Genomic DNA, 25,977 nt, shown 5'->3' with positions numbered 1-25,977 from the left:
AGCTCTGACATTAAAAACCCTGGTGCTCCAGCTTATCAGCCAGCGATTCTAACACGTCGATCCCTTGTACATCGGTCGCTAACCACGGCAGCGTGGGTCGGGGAAATTGCTTAAATAACGTATCAATGCGTTCAAGATAAGTGGCCTCCTGCACACGTCGTGCCTGCAAAAAGGCACCGTCCGCTTCTTTAGGTATCACCCGGTTAACCAGTACGCCCGCCACGTTGATATTAACCTCTTCCAAGGCGCTGACGGCTCGCTGCGTCTCAAGGATAGGCAGTCGCTCCGGCGTCATGACGAATAAAAAGCTGCACGCCTTGGCATCCTCTATACGACGCCGTGCCTGGTGAAACAGCCGCCGACGGTTGATCAGCGTTTCCGCTACCTCGCGGGTACGCTCATCCAGACCGGAAAGCGCATCTTCTGTGGGGTTATCAAAGGGAGTAGCCACATCCTGCCCACGTGATGGAGTGAGATGCTTAAGCACACCGCTCAATTCAGACGATTTGCGATTATGTGCCAGCAGCCCATCCGTCCAGGCCGCCATGGCTTCGGGCAGGGTTAAAAGGCGCAGCGTATGTCCAGTGGGCGCCGTATCGATAATCACTAAGTCATAAGGCGCATCGTCATCCAGAATCAGCCGCGCCAGCCGTTCAAGCAGGGCCGCTTCCTGAGTGCCAGGGGATTGACGTGTCAGGCGCATTTGCCGCTCTAGCTCCTGCATCATTTCAGGCGCGGCGAAGCGGCGCATTTGCTGGGTAACTCTATTTAAATGCGCTTCAACTTCACTATCAGGATCAATCTCCATGGCATCCAGATTAGGCAGCAAGCGACGCGGCGTATCGCCTAACGTTTGATCAAACACATCGCCCAGGCTATGGGCGGGGTCAGTTGAAACCACCAGCACGCGCTTGTTGCGTCTGGCCGCAAGAATTGCCAAAGAGGCCGCGACGGTTGTTTTACCCACGCCGCCTTTACCGCCTACCCACAGCAGGCGGCGGTTGAGAACTGATTGCATAGGTTACCTGTCCATGGGCTTATTTAGGGGGCTAGCAACAGCGAAAATGGTCCAGCGGCGAATGCTCCATGCCCATTCGCGTATGCCAGTCATGAAAACGTTCAAGCAGCAGCGGCTGCAATTCCAGTGTGTAATAGGCGGCGGGGTTGGGTACCCCCATCATTTCTGAAAAAACCAGCAGCATGAACAGGTCATCTTCATCACGGCGCGCCCGCGCAATCGCCCCTCGGTAGCGCGCGCTATAGACCTCTTCGGTAAAAAAGCGGGCCTGGCCTAGCCAGGCCCGCAACGTATCACGCTTGGATAACATTATGATGCCCTCTTTATTTAGTCACCTTGGGCTGCCATTTCGGCACGCGAGCGTTTAAGCGCCGCGGCACACTCCATCGCGACGAGAATGGCCGCCATCAGCACCACAACATCCATCACCAGCAGGAACATGTTGCCTTGGTCCCAGAAAGTGCGAAGCTGAATGAGTAATGCCAATATGGTCATTACCAGCAAAAAGCACAGAGGCGCCAAGGTGTACCACATGGGCCGCCGCAGACGTACCAGCATGACGGTAATAATCAGCAGCGTTAACCCGGCAAGCAACTGGTTGGTGGTGCCAAAAAGCGGCCAGATAATCAAACCGCCAGAACCATCCGCACCACCCGCCCCGAATGCCAACAACAGGCAGGTTCCCACCGCCAGACCTGTCGCAAGTGCCGGTTTTTTCATCCACGGCTGGTTATAAATATCACCCCACTCCTGGAAAATATAACGCTGCAAGCGTAAGCCAGTATCCATGGTGGTACCTGCAAAAAGCGCGGCCATTACCGTTAACAGAGTCGCGGCAGTAGCCTCAGGCAGCCCAATACCGTTATGAATAATAAATGCGCCCCCTTCCACAAAGGCGTTAACGCCGCCCTGGCCAAAGGCGCTGTACATGGCCTGCCAATCGCCAAATGTCGCAAACCCTGCCGTCGCGGCCAAAATAGCCGCTAGTGCTAGCATCCCCTCGCCTACCGCCCCAAAGTAGCCCACGAACCGCGCATCGGTTTCTTTATTAAGCTGTTTGGACGTTGTACCTGAAGATACCAGCCCGTGGAAACCCGATATTGCCCCGCAGGCAATCGTTACAAAAAGCAGCGGAATCATCGAAGGCGTGCCGGCAGGCACATTGCTGTTAAAGGCAGGCGCAACCAGCGTTGGGTTAAGCAGCACCAGCGCTCCATAAAGAATCAGCAGGCCGATAAATAGCTGCAAACCATTGATATAGTCTCGTGGCTGCAGCAGCATCCATACGGGCAATAGCGAAGCAATGGCTGCATAGCCAAACAAAATCACAATCCAGATAGCGTTACCCGACAGCCCAGCGACTTCAGCAGGCATTTGAACAGGCACCATCGGGCCAATACCAATAAGCGCATAAAGCGCGATGACGCCTAATACCGATACCACAGCTAGGCTCAGTATCCGCCGGTAGATCAGTTGGCCAATGATCAGTGCCACAAAAATCGCCCCCCAAACCGGTACCACTGCACTAGGAAAGTTCATCATTAATCCGGCAATCACCACGGCAAACACGGCATTAACCATGAGCAGCACAAGGAAAATAACGATCATAAAAATGCTGCGTGCCCGTTTGCCGACTACATCGCCCGTTAAGGCGCCTACCGATTTGGCCTTATTGCGTACGCTGGCCCATATAGCGCCAAAATCGTGTACACCTGCAAAAAAGATGGTGCCGAACACCACCCATAAAAAAGCAGGTGCCCAGCCCCATATCACCGCAATGGCAGGGCCTACTATGGGTGCCGCTCCCGCTACTGAGGTAAAGTGATGCCCCCAGAGCACAAAACGGTTGGTCGGCACATAGTCGATGCCATCCTCAAATTCATGGGCAGGGGTTTTGAAATCAGGGTCTAACTGATAGATCTTTTGAGCAATAAATTTAGAGTACAACACGTATCCTAACGCCATTGCCCCAAGTCCGATTAACAGCAAGATAACAGCACTCATATGCGCGGCTCCTTTGGCAAGATTGTTCTTTATTATTAAAACCAAGGCACGTATAGATTAGGTGTTTCTGTTTATATGTTGGTACGGCTTCTTGATTACGTCTATGTCTAAATCTCTTTAACACCGATTATTCACCCTAAAGTTGTAAACTGGTACCCGCACTCGCTTTCTATTCGGCCAAGGTCGTCTTGGCCTGCCTTGCATCGCTACCTACACTCGTAGTGAGTGAGATAAACGTTTTTAAATAACAACCAGTCGGTGGGCTCCATGACAAAAGTGCTAGTGGTCGATGATGAACCGAACATCGTCCTGTCGATTGAATTTTTAATGGAGCAGGCAGGGTTTGATGTCATCAGCGCGCTGGATGGCGAACAAGCCCTTGAGTGTGTGGCGGCCAACGAACCAGATGTAGTGTTACTGGATATTAGCCTTCCCGGGATTAGCGGGTTTGATGTATTGGAAGCACTACGCAGCCATACCGCTACGGCACAGCTGCCGGTGATTATGCTCACCGCCCATGGCCGTGAAGCGGAGCGTGAAAAGGGCTTTGCGCTGGGCGCTAACGCCTATATTACCAAGCCATTTTCAACACAGGCGCTGGTTGAGAAAGTGCAAACCCTGCTGGGTGAGGAAACCTCATGACACCAAAGGCACTGCCTAAACGGCAGCGTTTGGTGGGTGCCTGGCTACTGCTTAGCGGCTTGAGCCTCTTGGGCGGGGCTTTATTTGCTGCTTGGCTGGAAAGCCAGTTGAACGTGCGTGGTGGCTATCGGCTTATCCTCTGGGCAGGTTGCTTTTCAGGCGGCATCACACTTTTCTTAGTGGGCTTGCTGCTTGAACGTCTACTTTTTACGCCGCTACGCAGTCTGCAAGCACAGCTTGCCCGACTGGCCGCCAACCCTGATACCGAAGACACCTGGCCCCCGCAAGGCTGGCTGAAGGGACTGGCACCTGATCTACGCCGTGTGCAAGAGAGCTGGCACTCGGACCGTCATTCATTGCATAAGGCCCGAGCCGAGGGCGCCCAAAGCGCAACCCGTATCCGTAAAGCGCTTGAGGCGCTGCTGCAGGTGCTGGAAACACCGCTTCTACTTTACGATAAGCACCGCCGTTTAATGCTGTTCAACCAAGCGGCTGAGCGCTTTTTTGTGAATACGCAAGGCTTGGGCTTGGGTAAGCGTCTGGAAGCCCTATTGCCGCTTGCAAGCTTGCAACAACTCCTTGAGCAACTGCCCGCTAATGGCACTCCGCGTGAGCTTTTGGTGCCGTGTGATCAGCGCTGGTTAAAAGTCATTATCCGTCGGGTGCCTGAAAGCCAAGGTGAAACACTAATAACCTGCAGCGATGCCACGGCGGCCTGGGCCAGTGAACGGGGTGAGCGGGCCGATCTTGCACGCATGCTCACACCTCTTCGCCAACATACGGCAAGCCTGGTAACGGCGACGGATGCACTCAGCCAACTGCGTCAATCGACGTATGAAAGTGGCTCGCTTGCTCAGCGGCTAGAGCAAGTAGTGCGTGAAGAGAGTAGCGCCCTTGGTGAAACAGTCGCTAACGTCAGTGAACTTGTTGAAGCCATGCAGCAACAGGGTGAGCGGCTTACCTCAATATGGTCCAATGACTTTTGGCAGATGCTGGATGATTATCTGGACCCTGCCCACCGCCTGATCACCCCCATTGGGATGCCAGTCTGGTTTAAAGGCGATGCCCCTGCGTTGATGGCTCTTTTTGGATCGCTGGTTAAACACCTGAGTGATTACATCACAGGTAGTGTGTTTGAAGGCGAAGTGTCGCTTAGCCCGAAACACACCTACCTCGACCTTGTATGGAAGGGCAAACCAATACCCGAGAGCGAGCTTACCAAGTGGCTAATGCACCCCTTGAACACGCTCCCCTTGAGCCCAAGTGCGGCGGATGTATTACGCCAGCACGCAAGCGATGCCTGGAGCACGCAAGACACCGACGGCCAGCACGCACGCTTGCGACTACCACTTCTTGGCGTGGCGCAAAATGCGGCTCCGCGCTCTGCACCACCTCGGCCAGAATTTCATGATTTTGGTATCGCAGACTTGCCCTCTCCCGATACCACGCTCGCTAATTGCGCTCTGCGTAGCCTGGAACTGGTGATTTTTGATACCGAAACAACCGGGCTTGAGCTGCGCAGAGGCGATACGGTGATCAGCCTCGGTGCCTGTCGTATTGTGAATGGGCGCTTATTAGCCAGCGATGTGTTCGATCACTACGTTAACCCACACAAGCCGATTCCTGCCGCCAGTACCGCGATTCATGGCATCACAGATAGCGACGTTAACGAAGCCCCGCGCCTGGAACAGGTGCTACCACACTTTCGTGATTATATTGGAGAGGCTGTCCTGCTCGCCCATAACGCTTCGTTTGATATGCTCGCGATCAGCCAAAAAGGTGTGCTGTTCGACATGCCCGTACTGGATACATTATTAATCTCCCGTGCGCTTGATGAAGGGCTCGATGGCCATGACCTGGACAGCCTGGTGCAGCGGTATGGTTTGACACTGCCACCTGGCCTTCGCCATACGGCGCTGGGCGATGCTCGCGTAACCGGCGAGCTCTGGCTTGCATTACTGCCGCGTTTGGAAGCACGCGGAATTACCACTCTTGAGCAGCTACTCGCCTTACAAGCCAGTGCGTTTGATAAAGAGGATGCCAGCGCCTCATGATGCCTTCAAATTCACGCTACCGAGAACGCTTACTTGGGCTAGTCACTCTGGCACTGATGCTTTTCTGTCCGCCACTGCTTCTAGTGATTGATCGCCTGCCCTCGGTAGGTATCGGTTGGCTCCCCCTTTATCTTTTCTGCAGTTGGGCGTTCATCATTGGCCTAAGCGCATGGCTGATGGAACCTACTAAAAGGCGATAATCATGCGAACGGATGCGCTGATACTAAGTGCGGTGTTCGGCTATTTAGGCCTGCTTTTTCTAGTAGCGGCCTGGGGCGACCGCCGGGCGGTGCAAGGCCGTTCGATTATTAACTCACCAACGGTGTATGCGCTTTCCATTGCCGTTTACTGTACGGCATGGACGTTCTACGGCAGTGTCGGGCGCGCGGCGCAGTTTGGCCCAAGTTTTTTACTTATCTATTTAGGGCCAACGCTTGCGATGATGCTATCGCCTTTTATCATCCGCAAAATGGTGCGCATTGCCGCACGCCAACGGCTCACCTCCATTGCTGACTTTATTAGTGCCCGCTATGGCAAAAGTGCCAGTCTTGGCGCGCTAGTGGCGCTCATATCGCTAATTACCATTACGCCGTATATAGCCCTACAGCTAAAGGCCATTACGGTGAGCCATGCGGTACTCATTAGCTACCCACAAAGCGCTGAGTCGATTCTCTATAATGAGCGTTTCTGGATGGACCGCTCCTTGTGGGTTGCTTTGGTACTGGCCGTTTTTATTATTTTATTCGGCACACGCCATCTGGATGCCAGCGAGCGTCATGAAGGCATGGTAGCGGCTATTGCGCTGGAGTCTATTGTCAAACTGGTGGCTTTTCTAGCGGTGGGGATTTTTGTTGTCTTTATCCTGTTTGAGGGGGCAGGTTCGCTGTTTACTCAGGTCGCCCAAACGCCTGCTTTAAGCCAATTAATGCACCTGGAAAGCGTTCCAGGTGGAGCAACCGGCTGGGTAGGCATGTTGGTCCTTGCCTTTCTGGCGTTCCTAACCCTGCCACGTCAGTTCCAGGTGCTGGTGGTTGAAAATATCGATGAGCGCCATCTTGCCAGGGCCAGTTGGCTATTCCCCCTGTACTTACTCCTGATCAACCTATTTGTGATCCCTATTGCACTGGCCGGTTTACTACTCGATGCGGGAGACCCAGACAGCTTTGTGCTGACCCTGCCGCTTTCCGCGGGGCTTGAAGGGCTTCCCCTTCTGGTCTTTATTGGCGGGCTTTCTGCGGCAACGGGCATGGTTATTGTTGAAACCATTGCGCTCTCCACTATGGTCAGCAACCAACTGATCATGCCGCTCTTGCTACGTTTTAAGGCGCTGCATACAGACAGTAAAGGCGGGCTTGCCCGGTGGCTTTTAAGAATACGCCGGGTCGCCATCGTACTTATCTTGCTACTCGGCTATCTCTACCACGCGCTCATCGGCGACTCCTACAGTTTAGTCACCATCGGCCTGGTATCTTTCGTCGGCGCGGCACAGTTCGCACCGGCCCTGCTAATTGGCCTTTATTGGCGTGGCGCCACCCGGCTTGGGGCAGTGTATGGCCTAATCGGTGGATTCTTCATGTGGAGCTACACCCTGCTCCTGCCTGGGTTTGCTCAGTCCGGATGGCTGGATAGCGCACTACTCACCGAAGGCCCTTGGGGTATTAGCTGGCTGACGCCCTATGCGCTTTTTGGGTTGGAAGAATGGGACATTTATACGCACTCCCTTCTCTGGAGCATGTTTGTCAACGCAGGTCTGTTAGTGAGTATTTCACTGTTTACGCGCTCCACCCCGCTTGAACAAACCCAGGCCGCCCTGTTTACCGAGGCGCTGCACCCCAACCTGCCCACCACTTCGCTTCAACGTGGCCAAACAACGCAAGGTGCTCTGCATGAGCTATTGGTGCGCTACTTAGGGCTTAAAGCGGCGCAGCAGGTTTTTTCAACGCACACCCAAACTCTTAGCACATTGCAAAAAGACCAGCCTGCCGCTGATGAACTTATCATGCGCGCAGAACAGGCCTTGGCAGGCTCACTGGGTAATGCGTCAGCGCGCGTATTGATCAACTCGGTGGTTCGCGGTGAAGCACTCGATATTGAGTCATTGCTCAGCATGCTGGACATCACCACGCAAACGCTGGAGTACAACCGTCGTTTAAAACAGAAATCGGATGAGCTGACGCGAATCGGCAAGGACTTACAAAGCGCCAATGATCGACTCCGTGAACTGGACCGTTTAAAGGATGAGTTTGTAGCGATGGTGAGTCATGAGCTGCGCACCCCGCTCACCTCCATTCGCGCATTTGCAGAAATCCTGTCAGGTTCTCAGGCCGTTCCCGAGGAAAAGCGACAGCACTTTTTGCACGTCATGGTACTTGAGAGCCAACGCCTTTCACGGCTGATTGATGAAATTCTGGATCTTGCCCGCTTGGAGAGTGGCCGTATGACGTTTGATGCAAAAACGCTGGATCTAGCAGCGCTTACCGACCATAGCCTTGAAGCGATTGCGCGACTACAAGAGCAACGTAATGTCCACCTTGAAATCATTATTTTAGAACGACCCGCCAACGTTATTGGCGACCCGGACCGGCTGGAGCAAATTATTATCAATCTGCTGGATAACGCGAGCAAATTTGCCGACCCGGCAGACCCACACGTCTTGCTGCGCTTGTATAAACAGAATCAACACGTTTATTTATGCGTCGAAGATAATGGCGCAGGCATTGAGCCAAGCGCACGTGAACATGTATTCGAGAAATTCCACCAGCTACAGCCGGGCGATACGTCCACCGGTGGTCGCCCTAAAGGCAGTGGTTTAGGCTTACCTATCAGCCGGGCAATTGCTGTTCACATGGGTGGCAGGCTTTGGGTAGAGGATGCCCAAGTACTCAAGGGCGCCTGCTTTGTGTTGACACTACCAGAAGCAGAGCCTAACAAAGGCACGCCTGCGCCTTAGGCGTTTGCTGGTTATCCGCCATTGTTGGCTCACTGCCCGCATGACGAGGGTCAGGCTTAAACATTTCATCGCCCACTTCATCAATAAAACGTTGTGCCTTGGTCACCATCATGGCGTCGCAAGCATCGCGACTAGGCAGCATATCGGAACGCTCAAAGCGAAGTTCACGCGGCTCACCATTGCTATCAGCCTTACTAATCCAACCACTGACGCGATATTGACCGCTTTGTTGATCGGGCTGAGAAACGATCGAATAGCCTTTGTATTCCACCGGTTCCGCGGCATTGGTGGCCGACTTACTGTCGCCACCCAACAGTCCTGAAAAGAGCTTTTTAAACATACGGGCTCCTCGCGTTAGAAAAAAGCGGCAGGAAAACCCTGCCGCTTTTGATCGGAATTAGCTCTGCTGACGGCCTTTGCCAGCGGCGATCCGTAAACGTAATGCATTCAGCTTGATAAAGCCTTCCGCGTCTTTCTGGTCGTAAGCACCGGCGTCATCTTCAAACGTTGCGATGGACTCGTCGAACAACGACTGCTCGGACTTACGTCCTACTACGGTGGCGTTACCTTTATAGAGCTTCATGCGCACAACGCCCGAGACGTTTGCCTGCGTCTCATCAATAGCGGCTTGCAGCATGCGGCGCTCGGGGCTCCACCAGTAGCCGTTGTAGATCACTTCTGCGTATTTCGGCATTAGCTGATCTTTGAGGTGGGCTTCTTCACGATCAAGCGTCAGCGATTCAATGGCACGGTGGGCGCGAAGCATGATGGTGCCGCCAGGTGTTTCGTAGCAGCCACGCGACTTCATGCCCACGTAACGGTTCTCTACGATATCCAGACGGCCAATGCCGTTATCGCCACCTACCTTATTGAGCTTCTCAAGCACTTCGTGCGGCTTGTGCGCTTCGCCGTCGATGGCAACGATATCGCCTTTCTCGAACGTCAACTCAACATACGTAGGCTGATCCGGGGCGGCTTCAGGCGATACGCTCCAACGCCACATATCGTCCTCAGCTTCGGCCCACGGATCTTCCAAAATGCCGCCTTCGTAGGAGATATGCAGCAGGTTGGCGTCCATGGAGTACGGCGATTTCTTCTTCTTGCTGGAGAAGTCGACCGGGATATTGTGCTCTTCGCAGTAAGCCATCAGCTTTTCACGAGACGTTAGATCCCACTCGCGCCACGGCGCAATCACTTTAACGCCAGGTTTCAGTGCGTAACCGCCCAGCTCAAAGCGCACCTGGTCGTTACCTTTACCGGTTGCACCGTGAGAGATAGCGTCGGCGCCGGTTTCATTGGCGATTTCGATCAACCGCTTGGCGATTAGCGGGCGTGCAATGGAGGTGCCCAGCAAATACTCGCCTTCATAAACGGTATTGGCACGGAACATGGGGAAGACATAGTCGCGTACAAACTCTTCGCGCAAATCTTCAATGTAAATTTCTTTAACACCTAGTGCCTGTGCCTTCGCGCGTGCCGGCTCGACTTCTTCGCCTTGACCGATGTCGGCAGTAAAGGTCACTACCTCGCAGTTGTAAGTTTCTTGCAACCACTTAACGATTACAGAGGTGTCCAGGCCGCCTGAATATGCCAGCACAACCTTTTTGACATCGGACATTCTTTGCTCCTTGTTTATAAAACTGTTTATAAAACCACGTGTGTGAAACGACGCTCACCAGCGAATACGGCGCCTTTAAGCGCACAACATATCAAAGTAAACGCCAAGTATAGCGTTCTCTATGGCTAGCGAATACCGTCAGCGACGCCTTATACAGAAAGCTGCTAGAATCACACCATCCAGGAGGCGGCTTACCGCCCATTTTTGACGATTACTCGCTGTACTAAGGAGAGCTGCATGAGCGAGGCAATTGCCCGCGAATTAATGGCCCAACGTTTTCGCAGTTATCTGCCGGTTGTCATTGATTTAGAAACGGGCGGCTTCAATGCCCACAGTGATGCCGTGCTTGAAATTGCAGCCGTCACGCTCACCATGGACCCGGAAGGAAACCTACTGCCTGATGCAACCTATGCTTATCACATTCAACCTTTTGAAGGGGCCAATGTCGAACAGTCAGCGCTGGACTTTACCGGTATCAATCTGGATGACCCGCTACGCCGCCAGGTAGCGCTCAGCGAAGCAGAAGCGCTGGGTGAAATTTTCCGCCCTATACGCAAATCTATAAAAGCCCACGGATGTTCGCGCGCCATTTTAGTCGGCCATAATGCGGCGTTTGATCAGGGTTTTCTTAACGCTGCCGCTAATCGTTGCAACGTTAAACGCAATCCGTTCCACCCTTTCTCAAGTTTTGACACCGCGACGCTGGCAGGCCTTGTTTACGGCCAAACCGTACTGGCCCGAGCATGCCGTGCGGCCGGTATCGAATTTGACAATAAAGCAGCACACTCAGCACGCTACGATACCGAACGCACGGCGGAGTTATTCTGCGCCATGGTTAATCGTTATAAAGACCTGGGTGGATGGCGCCTGGCCCAACGAGAGCAAGACATGGATGACGGTGAATAGCCCCAGGCTGGATGCAGTGACGAGGGCTTTACGCTAAACTTCGACACTTTACATGCACCGTTGATGAAGGCGTTCAACGCTTTCTGTGTGCTTTACTTTTTCGCTTTTCAAAAGATGAGACGTTTCAATGGCTCAGTATAATGCCTTTTACGCCCAGTCAGGCGGCGTTACCGCCGTTATTAACGCCAGCGCCTGCGGCGTTATCGAAGCATGCCGACAAGCTCCCGAACAAATTGGCAAGGTATACGCGGGCCATAACGGCATTATTGGCGCATTAACCGAAGACCTCATTGATGTTACTCAGGAAAGCGACGAAGCGATTGCCGCATTACGCTATACGCCCGGCGGTGCATTCGGTTCTTGCCGCTATAAGCTAAAAGATATAGATACCCATCGCACTCAGTACGAGCGGTTAATTGAGGTATTTAAGGCACATAATATTCGCTACTTCTTCTATAACGGTGGTGGCGACAGTGCCGACACTTGCCTGAAGATCTCTCAACTTTCAGAAAAGCTGGGCTACCCGCTAACCGCTATTCACGTGCCTAAAACCGTGGATAACGACCTGCCGATTACCGATAACAGCCCGGGTTTTGGTAGCGTTGCCAAATATATTGCCACCTCTACACGTGAAGCCTCTCTCGATATCGCCTCCATGTGCGCAACATCTACCAAAGTCTTCGTACTTGAAGTGATGGGGCGCCATGCCGGCTGGATTGCAGCGGCTGGCGGATTAGCCGGTGAAGGCGAAGGTGAACCGCCTCACTTGATTATTTTCCCCGAGATCGCCTTCAACCGTAAAGCCGTCATGGCACGAGTTGAGGAAAGCGTGAAACAGAACGGCTACTGCGTCATCGTGGTATCAGAAGGCGCACGTTATGAAGACGGCACCTTCCTGGCCGATGCAGGCAATACCGATGCCTTTGGTCATCGCCAGCTGGGTGGTGTTGCGCCTACGCTCGCCGGCATGATCAAGCAAGACCTGGGCTACAAGTATCACTGGGCCGTCGCTGACTACTTACAGCGTGCAGCTCGCCACCTAGCCTCGAAAACAGACGTTGAACAAGCCTATGCGGTTGGCCGTGAAGCCGTGACGCTCGCGCTGGCAGGTAAGAACTCGATGATGCCCGCGATTCGCCGTATTTCTCAATCACCCTATCAGTGGGATGTCATTTCCGCGCCGTTGGCCCAGATTGCCAACCAGGAAAAGTTCATGCCGCGTGATTTTATCAGTGAAAGCGGCTTTGCGATTACCCAGGCATGCCGTGATTACCTCTCACCGTTGATTCAAGGCGAAGACTTCCCGCCCTTTGAGAACGGCTTGCCCAAAGTGGCTAAGCTGAAACTTGCCAAAGTGGACCAAAAACTCCCCACGTTTACGCTATAAGGCGCCACCCCTTTCGGGGTTGCCAACGGCGATAACCAAAACGGGCGATGATTATCTCATCGCCCGTTTTTTAGCAGATATACATTGCTTAACGCGCTAGCACATCACCTTAATAGCCACGAAAGCACCAATAGCAGCAGCAACACACCGGCAACGCCTTGCCAGAAATGACGACGTGGCTCCTGGCGAGCGTCCTCTTGGGCAGGCAAACGGCCTAGCGGGACACGCAGTGCATGCAGAAACTCTGACTGACGCCTAAAGCGCAGCGCACGCTGTGGGTCCAATGCACGCCGTAAGGCATCATCCAGCTCTTGGGTAATTTCCGGATTATGAGTTCGCGAGCTGCGATAGCTAAGTTCTTCTAAATCCGTATGGCTGCGCAACTTGTTCGGGGTAAGTTGGTAAGGTAGCTCTCCGGTTAACAGCCAGTAGACGGTTGAAGCGAGAGAGTACTGATCGCTGCGGCGGCCAATGCTATCTTCCAATGCATACTCAGGCGCGGTGTGTTCGTTAAAACCAATTTGGCGCAACAACTCACCTGAATGCCGGTGACCGTCCACCTCACGCATATGGCACGCGCTAAAATCGTTGAGCACCAGCTTACCGTGGCTATCAATTAAAATATTATCCGGCGTAATCTGCTGATGAATAATGTCGCGGTGATGCAGCGCCTGCACGGCCTTACCCAATTGATTTGCGATATCCAAGCGCTGGACAAGGCTGGCCTGAGGATGCCGCTCGGCCCACTGGCGCAACGTGTCCCCTTCAACATGCTGCATCAAGTAGTAAAGATAGCGGCGTGGTCTTGAGGGCTTTACGACCTTAGCGATAAAAGGCGAATTAACCCGCTCAACGATCCACTGCTGAAGCAGGAAATGCTCCAGATAGGCATTACGGAGCGATAGCTCAGGGCTTGGCGCCTTCATTGCCATTTCGCGCTCGGTATGCACGTCTCTTACCCGATAGACACGAGACTGCGCATTACGCGACAGCACTTCTATTACTTCCAACCCATCAAGCCGCTCGCCCGGCGCAAGTTCAGGCGGAATCGGCAAATCACCGTAAATCAGCCCCGGGTCGTCCGGTGACTCTTCCGGCAACTCATCAATACGCACCAATTGAAAGCAAAATTGATCCCCTCCGTAGCCTCGCTCTTGAGCGCGCTGCTTAGCTTCACTGGCCAGGCGTTCGCAAGCCGCATCCAGGTCACTGGCATCCTGGCGAATCAAGCGTACGTAGTCGGAAGGCAACAGCGTACCGCGCACGCCACGCGTGGTGAACAGAAAAATATCGCCCTGTTTAAGGCCCAGATGGGTATAGTCGATGTCCACACTGCCATCCATTCCCAGCGCCCGGGACGGATAGTGGTAGCCGCCAATATCGGTCACATGGTCTCGCGTCAGCTGCTCAAACTCAGCGCCTCGCAAGCGAAACACCAGCGTGTCCCCCATATGAAACAGGTGCGCTTCGCACTTACGAAAGACAACCACCGACATTGAGGAAACAAAGCCACCCTCTTTTACATGCTGGCTTTGGCTGTAACACCAGCTATTGAGCGCACGTAGCACGCGTGTTGCTGACGTTTTAGTATCCCAATGGTCTGGCGTAGAAAAGTAATCCGCTAGAAAGCCACGCACACTTAAATCACCCGCCTGTTTGGCCAGCGTATTGCGCGACACAGAGTCGCTGATAACGGCGCAGCCCCCTTTGACCTTTAATAGCGGTGCATCAGGGAAACGCACCGACATGGAGCTGCGATGCAAACGTCGGTCAGGCGCAACAAACGCTTGACCATAACTGATCAGCAACTGGGCATGCCCCACTCATCCTCCTTGGCGAACCGCTCAACATAACTTCATGACAAAACTTCATGGTCGCTATAATACACGCAACGGCTTTACTGCGATGCCCACCAAACGTCGCGACCACTGCGATAAAAGCAAATTACCGCTACCATTAAGCGATAGCGTCGGCGCTGCGCCCATGTTGCATTGGCAATCGCCCAGCCATCTTCGTATAATTCCCGACTATTCGTGCAACGCATCAATTGCTTAGCCACTGCAACACCCAAGAACTTCTAAGGACTCAACGATGAACTTCGATAACATCCCAGCCGGAAAGGATTTGCCGAACGATATTTACGTGGCGATCGAGATTCCTGCAAACCACTCGCCTATCAAATACGAAATTGATAAGGATATGGGCGCACTATTGGTTGATCGTTTTATGGCGACCCCAATGTTCTACCCCGCCAACTACGGCTTTATCCCCCATACGCTGGCTGATGATGGCGATGCACTCGACGCCTTAGTAGTAACACCGCACCCGGTAGCGCCTGGCAGCATTATTCGTGCGCGCCCCATCGGCATCCTGAACATGACCGATGAAGCAGGTGAAGATGCCAAGCTGGTATGCGTACCACACCCCAAACTCAGCACGCTTTATGATGACGTACAGGAAGTTACCGACCTACCCGAGCTTCTGCGTCAGCAAATCGCTCACTTCTTTGAAAACTACAAAGACCTTGAAAAAGGCAAGTGGGTAAAAGTTGAGTCTTGGGAAGGCGTTGAAGCAGCGCGTAAAGCTATTGAGAAATCAGCGGCCGCTTACCAAAAGGCGTAAGTGAACTAAACGCGCTGTTTTGTCTCTATTAAGAAGGCCGCCAATAGGCGGCCTTCTTATTACACCCACTAGCCATTTTTTTATCACTGCGCGCGGATCTTTCACAAGTGCTACCAAGCGCTCGTTCCATATTATGCGCCATGTTAATGCGGGTGCTTTTCAGCCATATCGCCGTTAAGGATGTATCGTGTTATCCGTCAAACGATTAGGTTTATTCTGGCTACTCTGCTGGCTACCGTTATTCGCCCACGCACAATGGTTTTCATCCAGCAGCAACGATCAGTTTCTGCCCGTAATGGAGGCATTTCAGCCTACCGCTTGGCACGATGGCGAAACACTTTATATCGGCATTCAAAGTGCTGAAGGCTATTACCTTTACCGACATCAGTTTGACGTTAACAGCCAAACGCCTTCTGTGGCACTGGGTAGCCCTGCTCTACCCGAAGGCACCTTTACCAATGACGAATTTATGGGCGATGTCTACACCTTTCGCGACATACTGGTGTTTGAGACACCGCTTGAACACGTTTATTCAGGCCCCATCGACATTGAGCTTACCTTTCAAGGCTGCGCCGATGCCGGGCTTTGCTACCCACCTGAACAGGTACCGCTACAGGCCGCTGAGTCACAGCCGCCTGCTCAATATGCCCAATGGTTAGCCGAAAACAGCCACCCATCAACAGGCGTTGCCGCGCCGGCCCAAGCGGCGAGCAGCGCCGAGCCGGAAAACCTCAACGCTTCTCGTCAAGCGCTGAACACACCGCAAAGTGCCGACAGCCGCTTTAGCGCCTTGCTAAGCGAGGCAAGCCTGCCGCTGGCCTTGGGGCTTTTCTTTATTGCCGGGCTGGGTTTAACATTTACGCCCTGCGTTTTACCCATGATTCCCATTCTTTCCTCGATCATCGTTGGTCAGAACCCGACTAAACCGCGTGCGTTTGTTCTTTCGGCAAGCTACGTATTGGGCATGGCGACGACCTACGCCATTGTCGGTGTCTTAATGGGGCTCTTTGGAGCAGGCCTAAACTTGCAAGCCCGCCTTCAGTCGGCGCCTGTATTAATAGCGTTTGGATTACTTTTCACGCTGTTTGCGCTCGCCATGTTTGGCGCCTTCGAGTTACGTTTCTCGTCACGCATGACCCACCGCATCGAGGCATGGCAAGCTCGGGCACAACGCAGTGGCCCGGGCGGGCTCGCCCTGGCAGGCGCGCTTTCGGTACTGGTGGTATCGCCCTGCGTTACCGCACCGCTTGCCGGTGCATTGGTCTTTATTTCCTCTACCGGCGACGCTGCTATTGGGGGCGCGGTTCTTTTTGCGCTGGGTCTTGGTATGGGGTTGCCGCTGCTACTGGTCGGCACGCTGGGCGTTACCCTACTGCCGCGAACAGGCGCCTGGATGAACGGCGTTAAGACCGGCTTTGGTTTATTGCTGCTGGGTGTGGCCATTTGGATGATTGAGCGTCTTGTAGCTGGGCCTGTAGGGCTCTTGCTCTGGGCAGCACTGGCGATAGGCAGCGCGCTGGCGCTGGGCGCGTTACGTCTGAACCCACCGTTAGGTTGGTCGCGTGCGCGACAAACGCTGGGGTTGATGCTGCTTGCCTGGGGGGTTGCCCTCGTGTTGGGCGCAGCTCAGGGCAATAATAACCCGCTTCAACCGCTGCGCTTTTCCCATAGTGCTACAGCCACTCAAGAAACGGCGCTTGATTTTGTAACCGTGGATAGCCTGGATGAACTACGCTCAGCTCTTGCTCAGGCAGACAGTGCCCATCAACCCGCCTTTGTCCACTTCACCGCTGACTGGTGTATTTCATGCAAAGTGATGGAGCGTGAAGTTTATCCAGACCCACGTGTTATTGAGGCGTTGGAAGGCTTCACGCTAATTGCCGTCGATGTCACCGATACGACCCCTGAAAGTAGGCAGCTACTTAACCAGTACCAGCTTTTTGGGCCGCCCAGCCTGCTGTTCTTTGATCAAGGCACAGAAATACGCCCAGCGCGGATCCAAGGGGAGGTCACCGCCAACGTGCTTGCAGAGCATCTTTCATCCTTAAAACAGTGGCTATTAAGCTAAAAGCCTGAACTTTATTTGTACCCTGGGGGCAATTGTTGAGTACCGATAACAGCATGCTCTTCGCTAAACGGTAAAGATAGCCATCGAGGCATACCGCGTTTTATGCCTCGGCTCTGCACTGGACTAGCGCTGGACATGTTCCGCTTTTTTCGGCAAACTCCGCCTCCATATTAGTTAAATGCTCGATTTTTAAGCTGTTAGAGGGGTAACGTTCGCCATCATGCTGCGTTCTCTTCTTTTCTTAACTTGGTTTACTGCGCGCTAAACATTGCGATACTTAAGCGTTATCACTAGCGTGTTAGGCAGCAACCTTCATCTATCTACGGGGCCCAATATGGATATTCGCAAAGTAAAAAAACTGATCGAACTGCTCGAAGAATCCAACATTAGCGAAATTGAAATTCAGGAGGGCGAAGAGTCAGTACGCATCAGCCGCCATCCTAACGGTGCTACGTGGCAGCCCCAGCCAATGCCCCAGTATTCCCAACCCTTTGCAGCGCCTGCACCGGCTCCCGCAGCACCTACAGCGCCCAGCGTTGACGCGGAGCCTGCCAGCGCAAGCTTCCGCGGTGAAGCCGTTAACTCTCCGATGGTGGGCACCTTCTACCGCAGCCCGGCACCGGGTGCAAAATCGTTTGTTGAAGTAGGCGACACCGTTAAGCAAGGCGACACGGTATGTATCGTTGAAGCGATGAAAATGATGAACCAGATTGAAGCTGATCGCGACGGCGTGGTTGAAGCCATCCTGGTGGAAGATGGTGAGCCGGTGGAATTTGATCAACCCATGATCGTCCTCGCTTAATCTTTCACATCAACACGGGTGGACTCTCCCATGCTGGACAAGGTACTTATCGCGAACCGCGGCGAGATAGCCCTACGTATTCTACGGGCATGTAAAGAGCTGGGCATCAAAACCGTCGCCGTACACTCCAAGGCTGACCGCGAGCTGATGCACGTACGCTTGGCGGATGAGGCAGTGTGCATTGGCCCGGCCTCTTCGGCCCAATCGTACTTGAATATTCCCGCGCTGATTAGCGCTGCCGAAGTGACCGACTCAAGCGCCATTCATCCCGGCTATGGCTTTTTGTCTGAAAATGCCAATTTTGCCGAGCAGGTTGAGCGCTCCGGCTTTACCTTTATTGGTCCGCGCGCTGAAACCATTCGCTTAATGGGCGACAAAGTGAGCGCCATTGAAGCCATGAAGAAGGCAGGCGTACCTACCGTACCTGGCTCTGATGGCCCCTTGGGCGATGATGAGGCCGCAAGCCTGGCGGCTGGCGTGCGTATAGGCTATCCCGTTATTATCAAGGCAGCGGCTGGTGGCGGTGGTCGTGGCATGCGGGTCGTGCATTCAGAAGACCAGTTACTGTCTGCCATTAGCATTACCCAAAACGAAGCCCAGGCAGCGTTTGGCGATGGCACGGTTTACATGGAAAAATTCCTTGAGAAACCGCGCCATGTGGAAGTACAAGTTCTGGCCGATGGCCAAGGCAATGCGATCCACCTCTATGACCGCGACTGCTCTTTGCAACGCCGCCATCAAAAAGTACTTGAAGAAGCGCCTGCCCCCGGCCTCGACCCAAAGGCACGTGCCGACGTACTGGAAGCGTGCCGCCAGGCCTGTATTGAAATTAACTACCGCGGCGCCGGTACGTTCGAGTTCCTGTACGAAGATGGCAAGTTCTTCTTTATCGAGATGAACACACGTGTTCAGGTTGAGCATCCGGTAACGGAAATGGTCACCGGCGTGGATATCGTCAAAGAACAGCTGCGTATTGCGTCAGGCTTGCCACTGTCGATTCGCCAGGAAGACGTTAAGCTTAACGGCCACGCGTTTGAATGTCGGATCAATGCGGAAGACTCACGCACATTCATGCCATCACCAGGCAAAGTGACGCTGTATCACGCCCCAGGCGGCTTGGGCGTGCGCATGGATTCTCACCTGTATACAGGCTATACCGTTCCACCACACTACGACTCACTGATTGGCAAGCTGATCACCTGGGGCGAGGATCGTGAGATCGCGTTAACGCGCATGCGTAATGCACTGGATGAGCTGCTGGTCGAAGGTATCAAAACCAACATTGACCTACAGAAAGACCTGGTGCGCGATAGCCAATTCCGCCAGGGCGGTGTCAACATTCATTATCTGGAAAAGAAACTTGCCGGCTAAACGCTCCATGTTCCAAGCAAGCATTTCATAGTGTTGCCGAGTAATACCCAACGGGGCGGCCAAGCCCACCCCGTTATCGATTATGCCTACCGCGGAGACTCCCCATGCCTTGGCTGCAACTCAAAGCCCACGTAGCGCCTGAACAGGCTGAACTTCTGGAAGAGCTACTGCTTGAAGAGGGAGCTACCGCCATTGGGCTTCAGGATGCTCATGATGACCCCGTTTTTGAGCCAGAACGCGGCACCACGCCGCTTTGGCAGGACACCATTCTGACCGGCCTGTACGATGATTTGGAGGGCGTGGAAAGCATGCTGGCCCGCATCGAAAGCGCTTGGGCGCAACAAATGCCCGATGAATCCTGCCCCACCATTGAGTATGAGCTGCTGGCCGACCGCGACTGGGAACGCGAGTGGATGGATGACTTCAAACCGCTCCAGATGGGCCAGCGCTTATGGATTGTTCCTAGCTGGCATACACCGCCTGAAGCAGGCGCGGTCAATCTAATTTTAGACCCAGGTTTAGCCTTCGGCACCGGCACTCATCCTACTACCGCACTGTGCCTTGAATGGCTTGATCAGTTAGCGGTTGATGGCACACTTGGCGACAAGAACGTGCTGGATATTGGCTGTGGCTCGGGCATTCTCGCCATTGCCGCGCTTAAGCTAGGTGCTCAGCACGCCGATGGCACGGATATTGACCCTCAGGCGCTGCAGGCTAGCCGCGATAACGCCGAACGCAATCATATTGCAGAGCAAAATCTCGCGCTCTATTATCCGGAGCAGTTAACAGGCGGCCCTTACCCGGTTGTCACTGCGAATATTTTAGCCGGCCCCTTGGTGGAGTTGGCGCCAACGATTGCAGGACATGTCGCGCCGAAGGGGCTTCTTGCGCTGTCAGGTATTCTTGCCAACCAGGCCCAGGACGTGCTTAAGGCCTACGAAGCAGAAGGCATAATGATGGATGAACCGGTTATTCGTGAAGGCTGGGTGAGACTAACAGGCCATCGACCCGGTTAATCTTCGAAACAGCCTTCATTCCGCTTCCGAGTAGGCGTATCATACGCCCCCCTGAACGCCTACTCGCTTATCCAGCAGCGCAAACTCCATGACATCAGCCACGCAACAATCGACATCTATCGGCCCTTACAGCTTGCCCAATCAGGTCATACTGGCGCCGATGGCAGGCGTGACCGACCGCCCTTTTCGCCAGCTTTGCCGGCGGCTGGGCGCTGGCTGGGTGGTAGGCGAAATGGTCACCTCAGACCCCAGCCTGTGGCATACCCGAAAGTCCCAACTGCGGATGGACCATACGGGTGAGCCCGACCCACGGGTCGTGCAAATTGCCGGTGGCGACGCCCAGATGCTTGCTCAGGCGGCACGCCTTAACGTCGAACTGGGCGCCCAGATTATCGATATCAATATGGGCTGCCCGGCAAAGAAGGTCTGCAACAAGGCGGCTGGCTCAGCGCTACTGCGCGATGAGGCCTTGGTAGCCGATATTTTAGATGCGGTGGTCAAGGCGGTGGATGTGCCGGTTACCTTGAAAATCCGTACTGGCTGGTGCGCCGAATCCAACAATGGCGTGAGAATTGCTCGGTTGGCAGAAGATGCAGGCATTCAGGCGCTCGCCGTTCATGGCCGACATCGCGAACAGCGCTATACTGGTTGGGCAGAGTACGACACGATCGCCGATATCAAATCGTGTCTGTCCATCCCAGTGATTGCCAATGGTGATATTACAAGTCCTGAAAAAGCAGCCGATGTCCTACGCTATACCGGCGCGAATGCGGTAATGATCGGACGTGGCGCCCAGGGTAATCCTTGGATTTTCAAGCAAATAACCCATTATCTACAGCATGGCGAGCAGTTGGCTTTGCCAAGCCTGGAGGAGCGTCGTCACGTGCTGGTCGGGCATGTAGCGGAGCTGCACGCCTTTTATGGCGACACGATGGGTGTACGCATTGCGCGCAAGCATATTGGCTGGTATCTCGAAAGTGATCTGCGCTTTTGCGATGCAAAGCGCCGCGAGCTAAAACAGCAATTCAATGCGTTGGCATCATCTGAAACACAATTTGATTGGATTAACGACGCCATGGCGTTTGACGCAGACAAGCGTCTATTAGCCAAAGGAACCCATGCTGCATGAACGAACGCGATCTTCTTTCTAGCGAGTTACCCTCGCGACTAGCGGGTACGCTCGCTGACCCAGCGGCAAGCGCCCCGCCGCAGCCGTTAAGAGAGGCCGTGGAGTCTGCCATGCGCCGCTACTTCGAGCATCTCGATGGCAGTCAGGCCACCGACCTGTACGCCATGGTGATGGCCGAAGTAGAAGCGCCGCTGCTGGCCTGCGTGCTGGAGCATACCGAAGGCAACCAGACACGCGCCGCTGATGTACTGGGATTAAACCGCGGTACGCTGCGCAAGAAACTTAAGATTTACGGTCTTATCGAAGGTGACGCCCCATAACCATGGGGCGTTGTTGTTTTTATTGTTCCACTCTGCACACGAGCTTATTCATGGTTGATAGTACCGCTACTCCTGTTCGCCGCGCGCTGTTAAGCGTGTCCGATAAAACGGGTATTGTTGAGTTTGCCCGCAGCCTTACCGAGCGCGGCATTGAGCTACTGTCCACGGGCGGCACCTTCCGCTCGTTACAGGAAAACGCCATTCCGGTCACCGAAGTATCCGAACATACGGGCTTCCCTGAGATCATGGATGGCCGAGTGAAAACGCTGCATCCTAAAATTCACGGCGGCATTCTGGCGCGCCGTGGTCAGGATGACGCGGTAATGGCTGACAACGATATCACCCCGATTGATATGGTCGTGGTTAATCTCTACCCGTTTGCAGCCACCGTTGCCAAACCTGACTGCAGCCTGGAAGACGCCATCGAAAATATCGATATTGGCGGCCCCACCATGGTCCGTGCGTGCGCTAAAAACCACGCGTACACCACCATCGTAGTTAACGCCGACGACTACACGTGCGTGCTTGAAGAACTGGCCGCCAATGATGGCCAGGTGAGCACCGCTACACGTTTTGACCTTGCGGTTAAAGCGTTTGAGCACACTGCGGGCTACGACGGCGCTATTGCCGAGTACTTGGGTCGTAAAGTCAGCGAGAGCGATGCCACCTTCGCACGTACCTTTAATCTTCAGTTGCATAAAAAGCAGGACATGCGCTACGGCGAAAATCCGCATCAGCAGGCCGCCTTTTACGTTGACCCTACTGCGTCTGAACCCAGTGTTGCGACAGCCACTATGCTGCAAGGCAAACCGCTTTCGTTTAACAATGTTGCCGATACCGATGCGGCTTTTGAGTGCGTCAAAGCGTTTGATGAAACGGCGTGCGTGATTGTTAAACACGCTAACCCCTGTGGCGTTGCCATCGGCGCTACGGCGCTTGAGGCGTATGACAAAGCGTTTGCAACCGACCCCACCAGTGCTTTCGGCGGCATTATTGCCTTCAACACGCCGCTTGAAGCCGTTACCGCACGAGCAATTGTTGACCGTCAGTTTGTTGAGGTCATTATTGCACCCGGGGTGAGCGATGAGGCCGTTGCGATTATCGCTGAAAAGAAAAATGTCCGCCTGCTGGATGTCAGCGCACATTGGCCTGGCAACCTCCAGCCCGCCTTTGATTTCAAGCGGGTTAACGGAGGTTTGCTAGTACAAGAACGTGACCAGGGCATGGTGACTCGCGACGAGCTTACTGTGGTCAGCGAGCGTGCACCCTCAGAGCAGGAACTGCGCGATTTGGCGTTCGCATGGCGCGTTGCCAAATTCGTCAAATCCAATGCCATTGTTTATGCCAAAGCCGGCCAAACCATTGGCGTGGGCGCAGGCCAGATGAGTCGCGTGTACTCCGCTAAAATTGCGGGCATCAAAGCAGCCGACGAGAACCTTTCTGTACCTGGTTCCGTTATGGCGTCTGATGCCTTCTTCCCCTTCCGTGATGGCATTGATGCCGCCGCCGCTGCGGGCATCACCGCTGTTATTCAGCCTGGTGGTTCCATGCGCGACCAGGAAGTGATTGATGCTGCCAACGAAGCGGGCATTGCCATGGTCTTCACCGGAATGCGCCACTTCCGTCACTAAACTGTGCTTTAGCGCTAGCACCATAAAAAACCTCACAAGCACTGCTTGCGAGGTTTTTTATGAATATAACGCTCAGAATGCCTTAACCGACACTAGCCAAGGTCAATGCATAAATACTTGGTTTCCAGGTACTCCTCCAGCCCCTGATGACCACCTTCACGGCCAAGCCCTGACGCCTTGACACCACCAAACGGCGCCGACGCATTGGAAATAGCCCCGGTATTAATGCCCACCATGCCGTATTCAAGCGCGTCAGCCACACGCCATACACGAGCAAGATCGCTGGAGTAGAAATAGGATGCCAACCCATACTGCGTATCATTGGCCATTTCGATAGCAGTCTCTTCGTCGTCGAACGGGAACACCGCCGCTAGCGGGCCAAACGTCTCTTCCTGAGCAACCTTCATGCTGGCATCGGCAAAGCTGATTAACGTAGGTGTGAAGAAGTTACCGCCTAACGGATGCGGATGACCGCCCAGTAGCAACTCAGCACCTTTATCAATAGCGTCCTGAACGTGTTCGCTGACTTTCTTGACCCCATTTTCATCAATGAGCGGGCCAATATTGTTGTCTGGCTGAGTACCATCGCCAACATGCAGCTCACTGTTCATGGCAACCGCGAGCTTTTCGCAAAACGCGTTAATCACACTGGACTGAACTAAAAACCGATTGGTGCAAATGCACGTTTGGCCTGCATTACGGAACTTGGCCGCCATCGCGCCCTCAACGGCGGCATCAAGGTCAGCATCTTCAAAAACGATAAACGGCGCGTTTCCGCCCAGCTCAAGCGATATTTTTTGCACATGCTGCGCCGCTTTTTCCATCAGCGTCCGGCCTACTTCCGTAGAGCCAGTAAAGGTGATTTTGCGCACCTTGGGCGACTGGGTTAGCGCTTCAGCAATGTCAGCGGCGCTGCCTGGCACCACATTAAAGACGCCGCGGGGTATCCCTGCTCGCTCAGCCAAGAGCGCCAGCGCCGTTGCCGAGAAAGGCGTTTGGCTAGCGGGCTTAACGATAATGGTACAACCTGCTGCTAGCGCTGCACCTGCTTTACGCGTGATCATCGCTGCGGGGAAATTCCACGGAGTAATCGCTCCTACAACGCCCACCGGCTGCTTGGTTACCACAATACGCTGGTTGGCTTTTGCTGCAGGGATGGTCTCGCCATATACACGCCGCGCCTCTTCGGCAAACCAGCGCAGAAAGCTGGCGGCGTAAGCAATTTCGCCCTCAGCCTCTTTAACCGGTTTACCCTGCTCATAGGTCATCAGCAGTGCAAGGTCGTGCTGATGCTCAAGCATCAGATCATGCCACTTAAGCAACATGTCAGCCCGCTCTTGAGCGGTCAATGCCCGCCAGGCAGGCAAAGCGGCATCAGCAGCGTCAATAGCACGCTCGGTTTCAGCTTTACCTAATCGCGGCATATCCCCCACCGGTTTGCCTGTGGCGGGGTTAATAACGTTAATTTGTTCTCCACTTTCAGCCGCTACCCAACTGCCGTCGATATAGGCAAAGGGGCAATACAGCTGTGTCTCTTTTAGCGCTTCCATGACAGACTCCTGGCCAAAGGATGGCCCTGTGGGCTCATATTTACGCTTTCATGCTAAGACGAAACGGCGTATTTAACCAAGTGTTTGGCAAATATGGTCATCCTGGCCGTGGAGAAATTCGTTTAGTTAATAAGCGTTAGAAATTCCTGGCGCGTCGCGGGGTTGTCACGGAATCCACCCAGCATTACCGATGATGACATGCTCGAATTCTGCTTTTCAACACCGCGCATCATCATGCATAAATGGCGCGCCTCAACGACAACCGCTACCCCTTTCGCACCGGTTACCTGCTGGACTGCATCAGCAATTTCACGGGTCAGGTTTTCCTGAATCTGCATACGCCGCGCATACATATCAACGATGCGCGCAAATTTGGAAAGCCCTAACACCTTGCCATCAGGTAAGTAGGCAATATGACACTTGCCAATAAACGGCAATAAGTGGTGCTCACACATTGAGTAAAGCTCAATGTTTTTTACTAACACCATTTCATCGGTCTTCGATTCAAACACCGCGCCATTGATAATCTCTTCCAGCGACTGCTGATAGCCCGCGTTTAAAAACTGCATGGCTTTGGCTGCACGATTTGGTGTATCCCGCAGCCCTTCGCGGTCCGGGTTTTCGCCAAGGGCGGTAATAATTTGGCGATAGTGCTGGGCGATATCGTCGGTCATAGTCATTCTCATTAAAGCGGTGCCCGCTCACTCGCTCGTTATTGCTTTATCAAGTAACCAGCACGCAAGCAAAACAACCTTACAAAACAATGCCCAAGCATACAGAAACCACTAAACGTACCAAAGGCGATTTATGCGCTTATTTTAACGTACCTGGCCACTCGGTGGCAGCGTCGCAACGACTTTTAAGGCGCTCAACGTATATTTTTTACGAC

The 25,977-nt window shown here is 53.8% G+C and carries 22 protein-coding genes; 14 read left to right on the top strand and 8 right to left on the bottom strand.

Going from position 1 to position 25,977, the window contains the following annotated elements; translation table 11 throughout:
- Window positions 1-10 precede the first annotated feature (10 nt).
- From FKN99_RS03180 to FKN99_RS03170, 3 genes are read right to left on the bottom strand one after another with little or no spacing between them, the layout of a single operon-like run.
- Complete coding sequence (locus FKN99_RS03180) at window positions 11-1,018, bottom strand: ArsA family ATPase (protein ID WP_172116531.1); 1,008 nt, start codon at window positions 1,016-1,018, stop codon at window positions 11-13.
- A gap of 31 nt (window positions 1,019-1,049) precedes the next feature.
- Complete coding sequence (locus FKN99_RS03175; RefSeq protein ID WP_172116530.1) at window positions 1,050-1,328, bottom strand: cory-CC-star protein; 279 nt, start codon at window positions 1,326-1,328, stop codon at window positions 1,050-1,052.
- A gap of 17 nt (window positions 1,329-1,345) precedes the next feature.
- On the bottom strand, window positions 1,346-3,022 hold the full coding sequence (locus FKN99_RS03170) for a carbon starvation CstA family protein (protein ID WP_172116529.1): 1,677 nt from the start codon (window positions 3,020-3,022) through the stop codon (window positions 1,346-1,348).
- Between the two features lie 267 nt (window positions 3,023-3,289).
- Between FKN99_RS03170 and FKN99_RS03165 the strand changes: the two genes are divergently transcribed.
- From FKN99_RS03165 to FKN99_RS03150, 4 genes are read left to right on the top strand one after another with little or no spacing between them, the layout of a single operon-like run.
- On the top strand, window positions 3,290-3,664 hold the full coding sequence (locus tag FKN99_RS03165; RefSeq protein WP_172116528.1) for a response regulator transcription factor: 375 nt from the start codon (window positions 3,290-3,292) through the stop codon (window positions 3,662-3,664).
- Window positions 3,661-5,718 (top strand): 3'-5' exonuclease, encoded by a 2,058-nt coding sequence (locus FKN99_RS03160; RefSeq protein WP_172116527.1) that lies wholly within the window; start codon window positions 3,661-3,663, stop codon window positions 5,716-5,718. Before FKN99_RS03165 ends, FKN99_RS03160 begins: the two co-directional genes overlap by 4 nt.
- Window positions 5,715-5,918 (top strand): hypothetical protein, encoded by a 204-nt coding sequence (locus FKN99_RS03155; protein ID WP_172116526.1) that lies wholly within the window; start codon window positions 5,715-5,717, stop codon window positions 5,916-5,918. The genes FKN99_RS03160 and FKN99_RS03155 overlap by 4 nt, the downstream gene beginning before the upstream one ends.
- Before the next feature lie 2 nt (window positions 5,919-5,920).
- Window positions 5,921-8,668, top strand: coding sequence for a sensor histidine kinase (locus FKN99_RS03150; RefSeq protein ID WP_172116525.1), 2,748 nt, complete (start codon window positions 5,921-5,923; stop codon window positions 8,666-8,668).
- On the opposite strand, the gene FKN99_RS03145 is transcribed toward FKN99_RS03150, so the two are convergent.
- Together FKN99_RS03145 and FKN99_RS03140 are read right to left on the bottom strand one after the other, a co-directional pair.
- Window positions 8,643-9,008, bottom strand: a complete 366-nt coding sequence (locus FKN99_RS03145) for an HlyU family transcriptional regulator (RefSeq protein ID WP_172116524.1) — start codon at window positions 9,006-9,008, stop codon at window positions 8,643-8,645. The two genes, FKN99_RS03150 and FKN99_RS03145, sit on opposite strands and share 26 nt — an antisense overlap.
- A gap of 57 nt (window positions 9,009-9,065) precedes the next feature.
- A complete protein-coding gene (locus FKN99_RS03140; protein ID WP_172116523.1) occupies window positions 9,066-10,286 on the bottom strand; it encodes an argininosuccinate synthase in 1,221 nt (406 codons plus the stop codon).
- 237 nt (window positions 10,287-10,523) lie between these two features.
- Here FKN99_RS03140 and rnt point away from each other — a divergent pair, with 237 nt between their 5' ends.
- Complete coding sequence (gene rnt / locus FKN99_RS03135; RefSeq protein WP_172116522.1) at window positions 10,524-11,192, top strand: ribonuclease T; 669 nt, start codon at window positions 10,524-10,526, stop codon at window positions 11,190-11,192.
- 127 nt (window positions 11,193-11,319) lie between these two features.
- Window positions 11,320-12,579 (top strand): 6-phosphofructokinase, encoded by a 1,260-nt coding sequence (locus FKN99_RS03130; protein ID WP_087105555.1) that lies wholly within the window; start codon window positions 11,320-11,322, stop codon window positions 12,577-12,579.
- Between the two features lie 104 nt (window positions 12,580-12,683).
- Here the strand turns inward: FKN99_RS03130 and FKN99_RS03125 are convergent, their stop codons facing one another.
- Entirely contained in the window at window positions 12,684-14,402 is a 1,719-nt protein-coding gene (locus tag FKN99_RS03125; protein WP_172116521.1) for a protein kinase domain-containing protein, read from the bottom strand.
- Between the two features lie 268 nt (window positions 14,403-14,670).
- On the opposite strand from FKN99_RS03125, the gene ppa reads away from it, so the two are divergent.
- The 8 genes from ppa to purH all read left to right on the top strand — a co-directional run bounded on the left by ppa (window position 14,671) and on the right by purH (window position 23,538).
- On the top strand, window positions 14,671-15,201 hold the full coding sequence (ppa, locus tag FKN99_RS03120) for an inorganic diphosphatase (RefSeq protein ID WP_087105558.1): 531 nt from the start codon (window positions 14,671-14,673) through the stop codon (window positions 15,199-15,201).
- Window positions 15,202-15,388: 187 nt separating this feature from the next.
- Window positions 15,389-17,269, top strand: a complete 1,881-nt coding sequence (dsbD, locus tag FKN99_RS03115; RefSeq protein ID WP_172116520.1) for a protein-disulfide reductase DsbD — start codon at window positions 15,389-15,391, stop codon at window positions 17,267-17,269.
- 334 nt (window positions 17,270-17,603) lie between these two features.
- A complete protein-coding gene (gene accB, locus FKN99_RS03110; protein ID WP_172116519.1) occupies window positions 17,604-18,071 on the top strand; it encodes an acetyl-CoA carboxylase biotin carboxyl carrier protein in 468 nt (155 codons plus the stop codon).
- Between the two features lie 30 nt (window positions 18,072-18,101).
- Window positions 18,102-19,442 carry an acetyl-CoA carboxylase biotin carboxylase subunit gene (gene accC, locus FKN99_RS03105; protein ID WP_172116518.1) on the top strand — a complete coding sequence of 447 codons (1,341 nt, stop codon included), beginning with the start codon at window positions 18,102-18,104 and terminating at the stop codon, window positions 19,440-19,442.
- 104 nt (window positions 19,443-19,546) lie between these two features.
- Entirely contained in the window at window positions 19,547-20,458 is a 912-nt protein-coding gene (gene prmA / locus FKN99_RS03100; RefSeq protein WP_172116517.1) for a 50S ribosomal protein L11 methyltransferase, read from the top strand.
- 88 nt (window positions 20,459-20,546) lie between these two features.
- Window positions 20,547-21,587: a tRNA dihydrouridine synthase DusB gene (dusB, locus tag FKN99_RS03095; protein WP_172116516.1), complete on the top strand. Its 1,041-nt coding sequence runs from the start codon at window positions 20,547-20,549 to the stop codon at window positions 21,585-21,587.
- The gene (fis, locus tag FKN99_RS03090) at window positions 21,584-21,907 is read left to right on the top strand and encodes a DNA-binding transcriptional regulator Fis (protein ID WP_087105564.1); all 324 of its coding nucleotides are present in this window, start codon (window positions 21,584-21,586) and stop codon (window positions 21,905-21,907) included. Before dusB ends, fis begins: the two co-directional genes overlap by 4 nt.
- 50 nt (window positions 21,908-21,957) lie before the next feature.
- Window positions 21,958-23,538, top strand: a complete 1,581-nt coding sequence (gene purH, locus FKN99_RS03085) for a bifunctional phosphoribosylaminoimidazolecarboxamide formyltransferase/IMP cyclohydrolase (RefSeq protein WP_172116515.1) — start codon at window positions 21,958-21,960, stop codon at window positions 23,536-23,538.
- 92 nt (window positions 23,539-23,630) lie between these two features.
- Here the strand turns inward: purH and FKN99_RS03080 are convergent, their stop codons facing one another.
- Window positions 23,631-25,088 (bottom strand): NAD-dependent succinate-semialdehyde dehydrogenase, encoded by a 1,458-nt coding sequence (locus FKN99_RS03080; protein ID WP_172116514.1) that lies wholly within the window; start codon window positions 25,086-25,088, stop codon window positions 23,631-23,633.
- A gap of 122 nt (window positions 25,089-25,210) precedes the next feature.
- Window positions 25,211-25,762 (bottom strand): GTP cyclohydrolase I FolE, encoded by a 552-nt coding sequence (gene folE / locus FKN99_RS03075; protein WP_172116513.1) that lies wholly within the window; start codon window positions 25,760-25,762, stop codon window positions 25,211-25,213.
- Window positions 25,763-25,977 lie beyond the last annotated feature (215 nt).

It is taken from the genome of Halomonas hibernica (assembly GCF_013183775.1).
Classification (GTDB): domain Bacteria; phylum Pseudomonadota; class Gammaproteobacteria; order Pseudomonadales; family Halomonadaceae; genus Vreelandella; species Vreelandella citrativorans.
This window is presented reverse-complemented; position numbering and strand designations above follow the sequence as displayed.

Excerpts from the sequence above, each read along its gene's own strand:
- FKN99_RS03165 (WP_172116528.1), top strand. The coding sequence starts at position 3,290 with ATGACAAAAGTGCTAGTGGTCGATGATGAACCGAACATCGTCCTGTCG.
- FKN99_RS03145 (WP_172116524.1), bottom strand. The coding sequence starts at position 9,008 with ATGTTTAAAAAGCTCTTTTCAGGACTGTTGGGTGGCGACAGTAAGTCG.
- FKN99_RS03160 (WP_172116527.1), top strand. The coding sequence starts at position 3,661 with ATGACACCAAAGGCACTGCCTAAACGGCAGCGTTTGGTGGGTGCCTGG.
- prmA (WP_172116517.1), top strand. The coding sequence starts at position 19,547 with ATGCCTTGGCTGCAACTCAAAGCCCACGTAGCGCCTGAACAGGCTGAA.
- purH (WP_172116515.1), top strand. The coding sequence starts at position 21,958 with ATGGTTGATAGTACCGCTACTCCTGTTCGCCGCGCGCTGTTAAGCGTG.
- dusB (WP_172116516.1), top strand. The coding sequence starts at position 20,547 with ATGACATCAGCCACGCAACAATCGACATCTATCGGCCCTTACAGCTTG.
- FKN99_RS03080 (WP_172116514.1), bottom strand. The coding sequence starts at position 25,088 with ATGGAAGCGCTAAAAGAGACACAGCTGTATTGCCCCTTTGCCTATATC.
- ppa (WP_087105558.1), top strand. The coding sequence starts at position 14,671 with ATGAACTTCGATAACATCCCAGCCGGAAAGGATTTGCCGAACGATATT.
- accC (WP_172116518.1), top strand. The coding sequence starts at position 18,102 with ATGCTGGACAAGGTACTTATCGCGAACCGCGGCGAGATAGCCCTACGT.
- FKN99_RS03155 (WP_172116526.1), top strand. The coding sequence starts at position 5,715 with ATGATGCCTTCAAATTCACGCTACCGAGAACGCTTACTTGGGCTAGTC.
- FKN99_RS03170 (WP_172116529.1), bottom strand. The coding sequence starts at position 3,022 with ATGAGTGCTGTTATCTTGCTGTTAATCGGACTTGGGGCAATGGCGTTA.
- fis (WP_087105564.1), top strand. The coding sequence starts at position 21,584 with ATGAACGAACGCGATCTTCTTTCTAGCGAGTTACCCTCGCGACTAGCG.
- folE (WP_172116513.1), bottom strand. The coding sequence starts at position 25,762 with ATGACCGACGATATCGCCCAGCACTATCGCCAAATTATTACCGCCCTT.
- accB (WP_172116519.1), top strand. The coding sequence starts at position 17,604 with ATGGATATTCGCAAAGTAAAAAAACTGATCGAACTGCTCGAAGAATCC.
- FKN99_RS03175 (WP_172116530.1), bottom strand. The coding sequence starts at position 1,328 with ATGTTATCCAAGCGTGATACGTTGCGGGCCTGGCTAGGCCAGGCCCGC.
- FKN99_RS03180 (WP_172116531.1), bottom strand. The coding sequence starts at position 1,018 with ATGCAATCAGTTCTCAACCGCCGCCTGCTGTGGGTAGGCGGTAAAGGC.
- FKN99_RS03130 (WP_087105555.1), top strand. The coding sequence starts at position 11,320 with ATGGCTCAGTATAATGCCTTTTACGCCCAGTCAGGCGGCGTTACCGCC.
- rnt (WP_172116522.1), top strand. The coding sequence starts at position 10,524 with ATGAGCGAGGCAATTGCCCGCGAATTAATGGCCCAACGTTTTCGCAGT.
- FKN99_RS03140 (WP_172116523.1), bottom strand. The coding sequence starts at position 10,286 with ATGTCCGATGTCAAAAAGGTTGTGCTGGCATATTCAGGCGGCCTGGAC.
- FKN99_RS03150 (WP_172116525.1), top strand. The coding sequence starts at position 5,921 with ATGCGAACGGATGCGCTGATACTAAGTGCGGTGTTCGGCTATTTAGGC.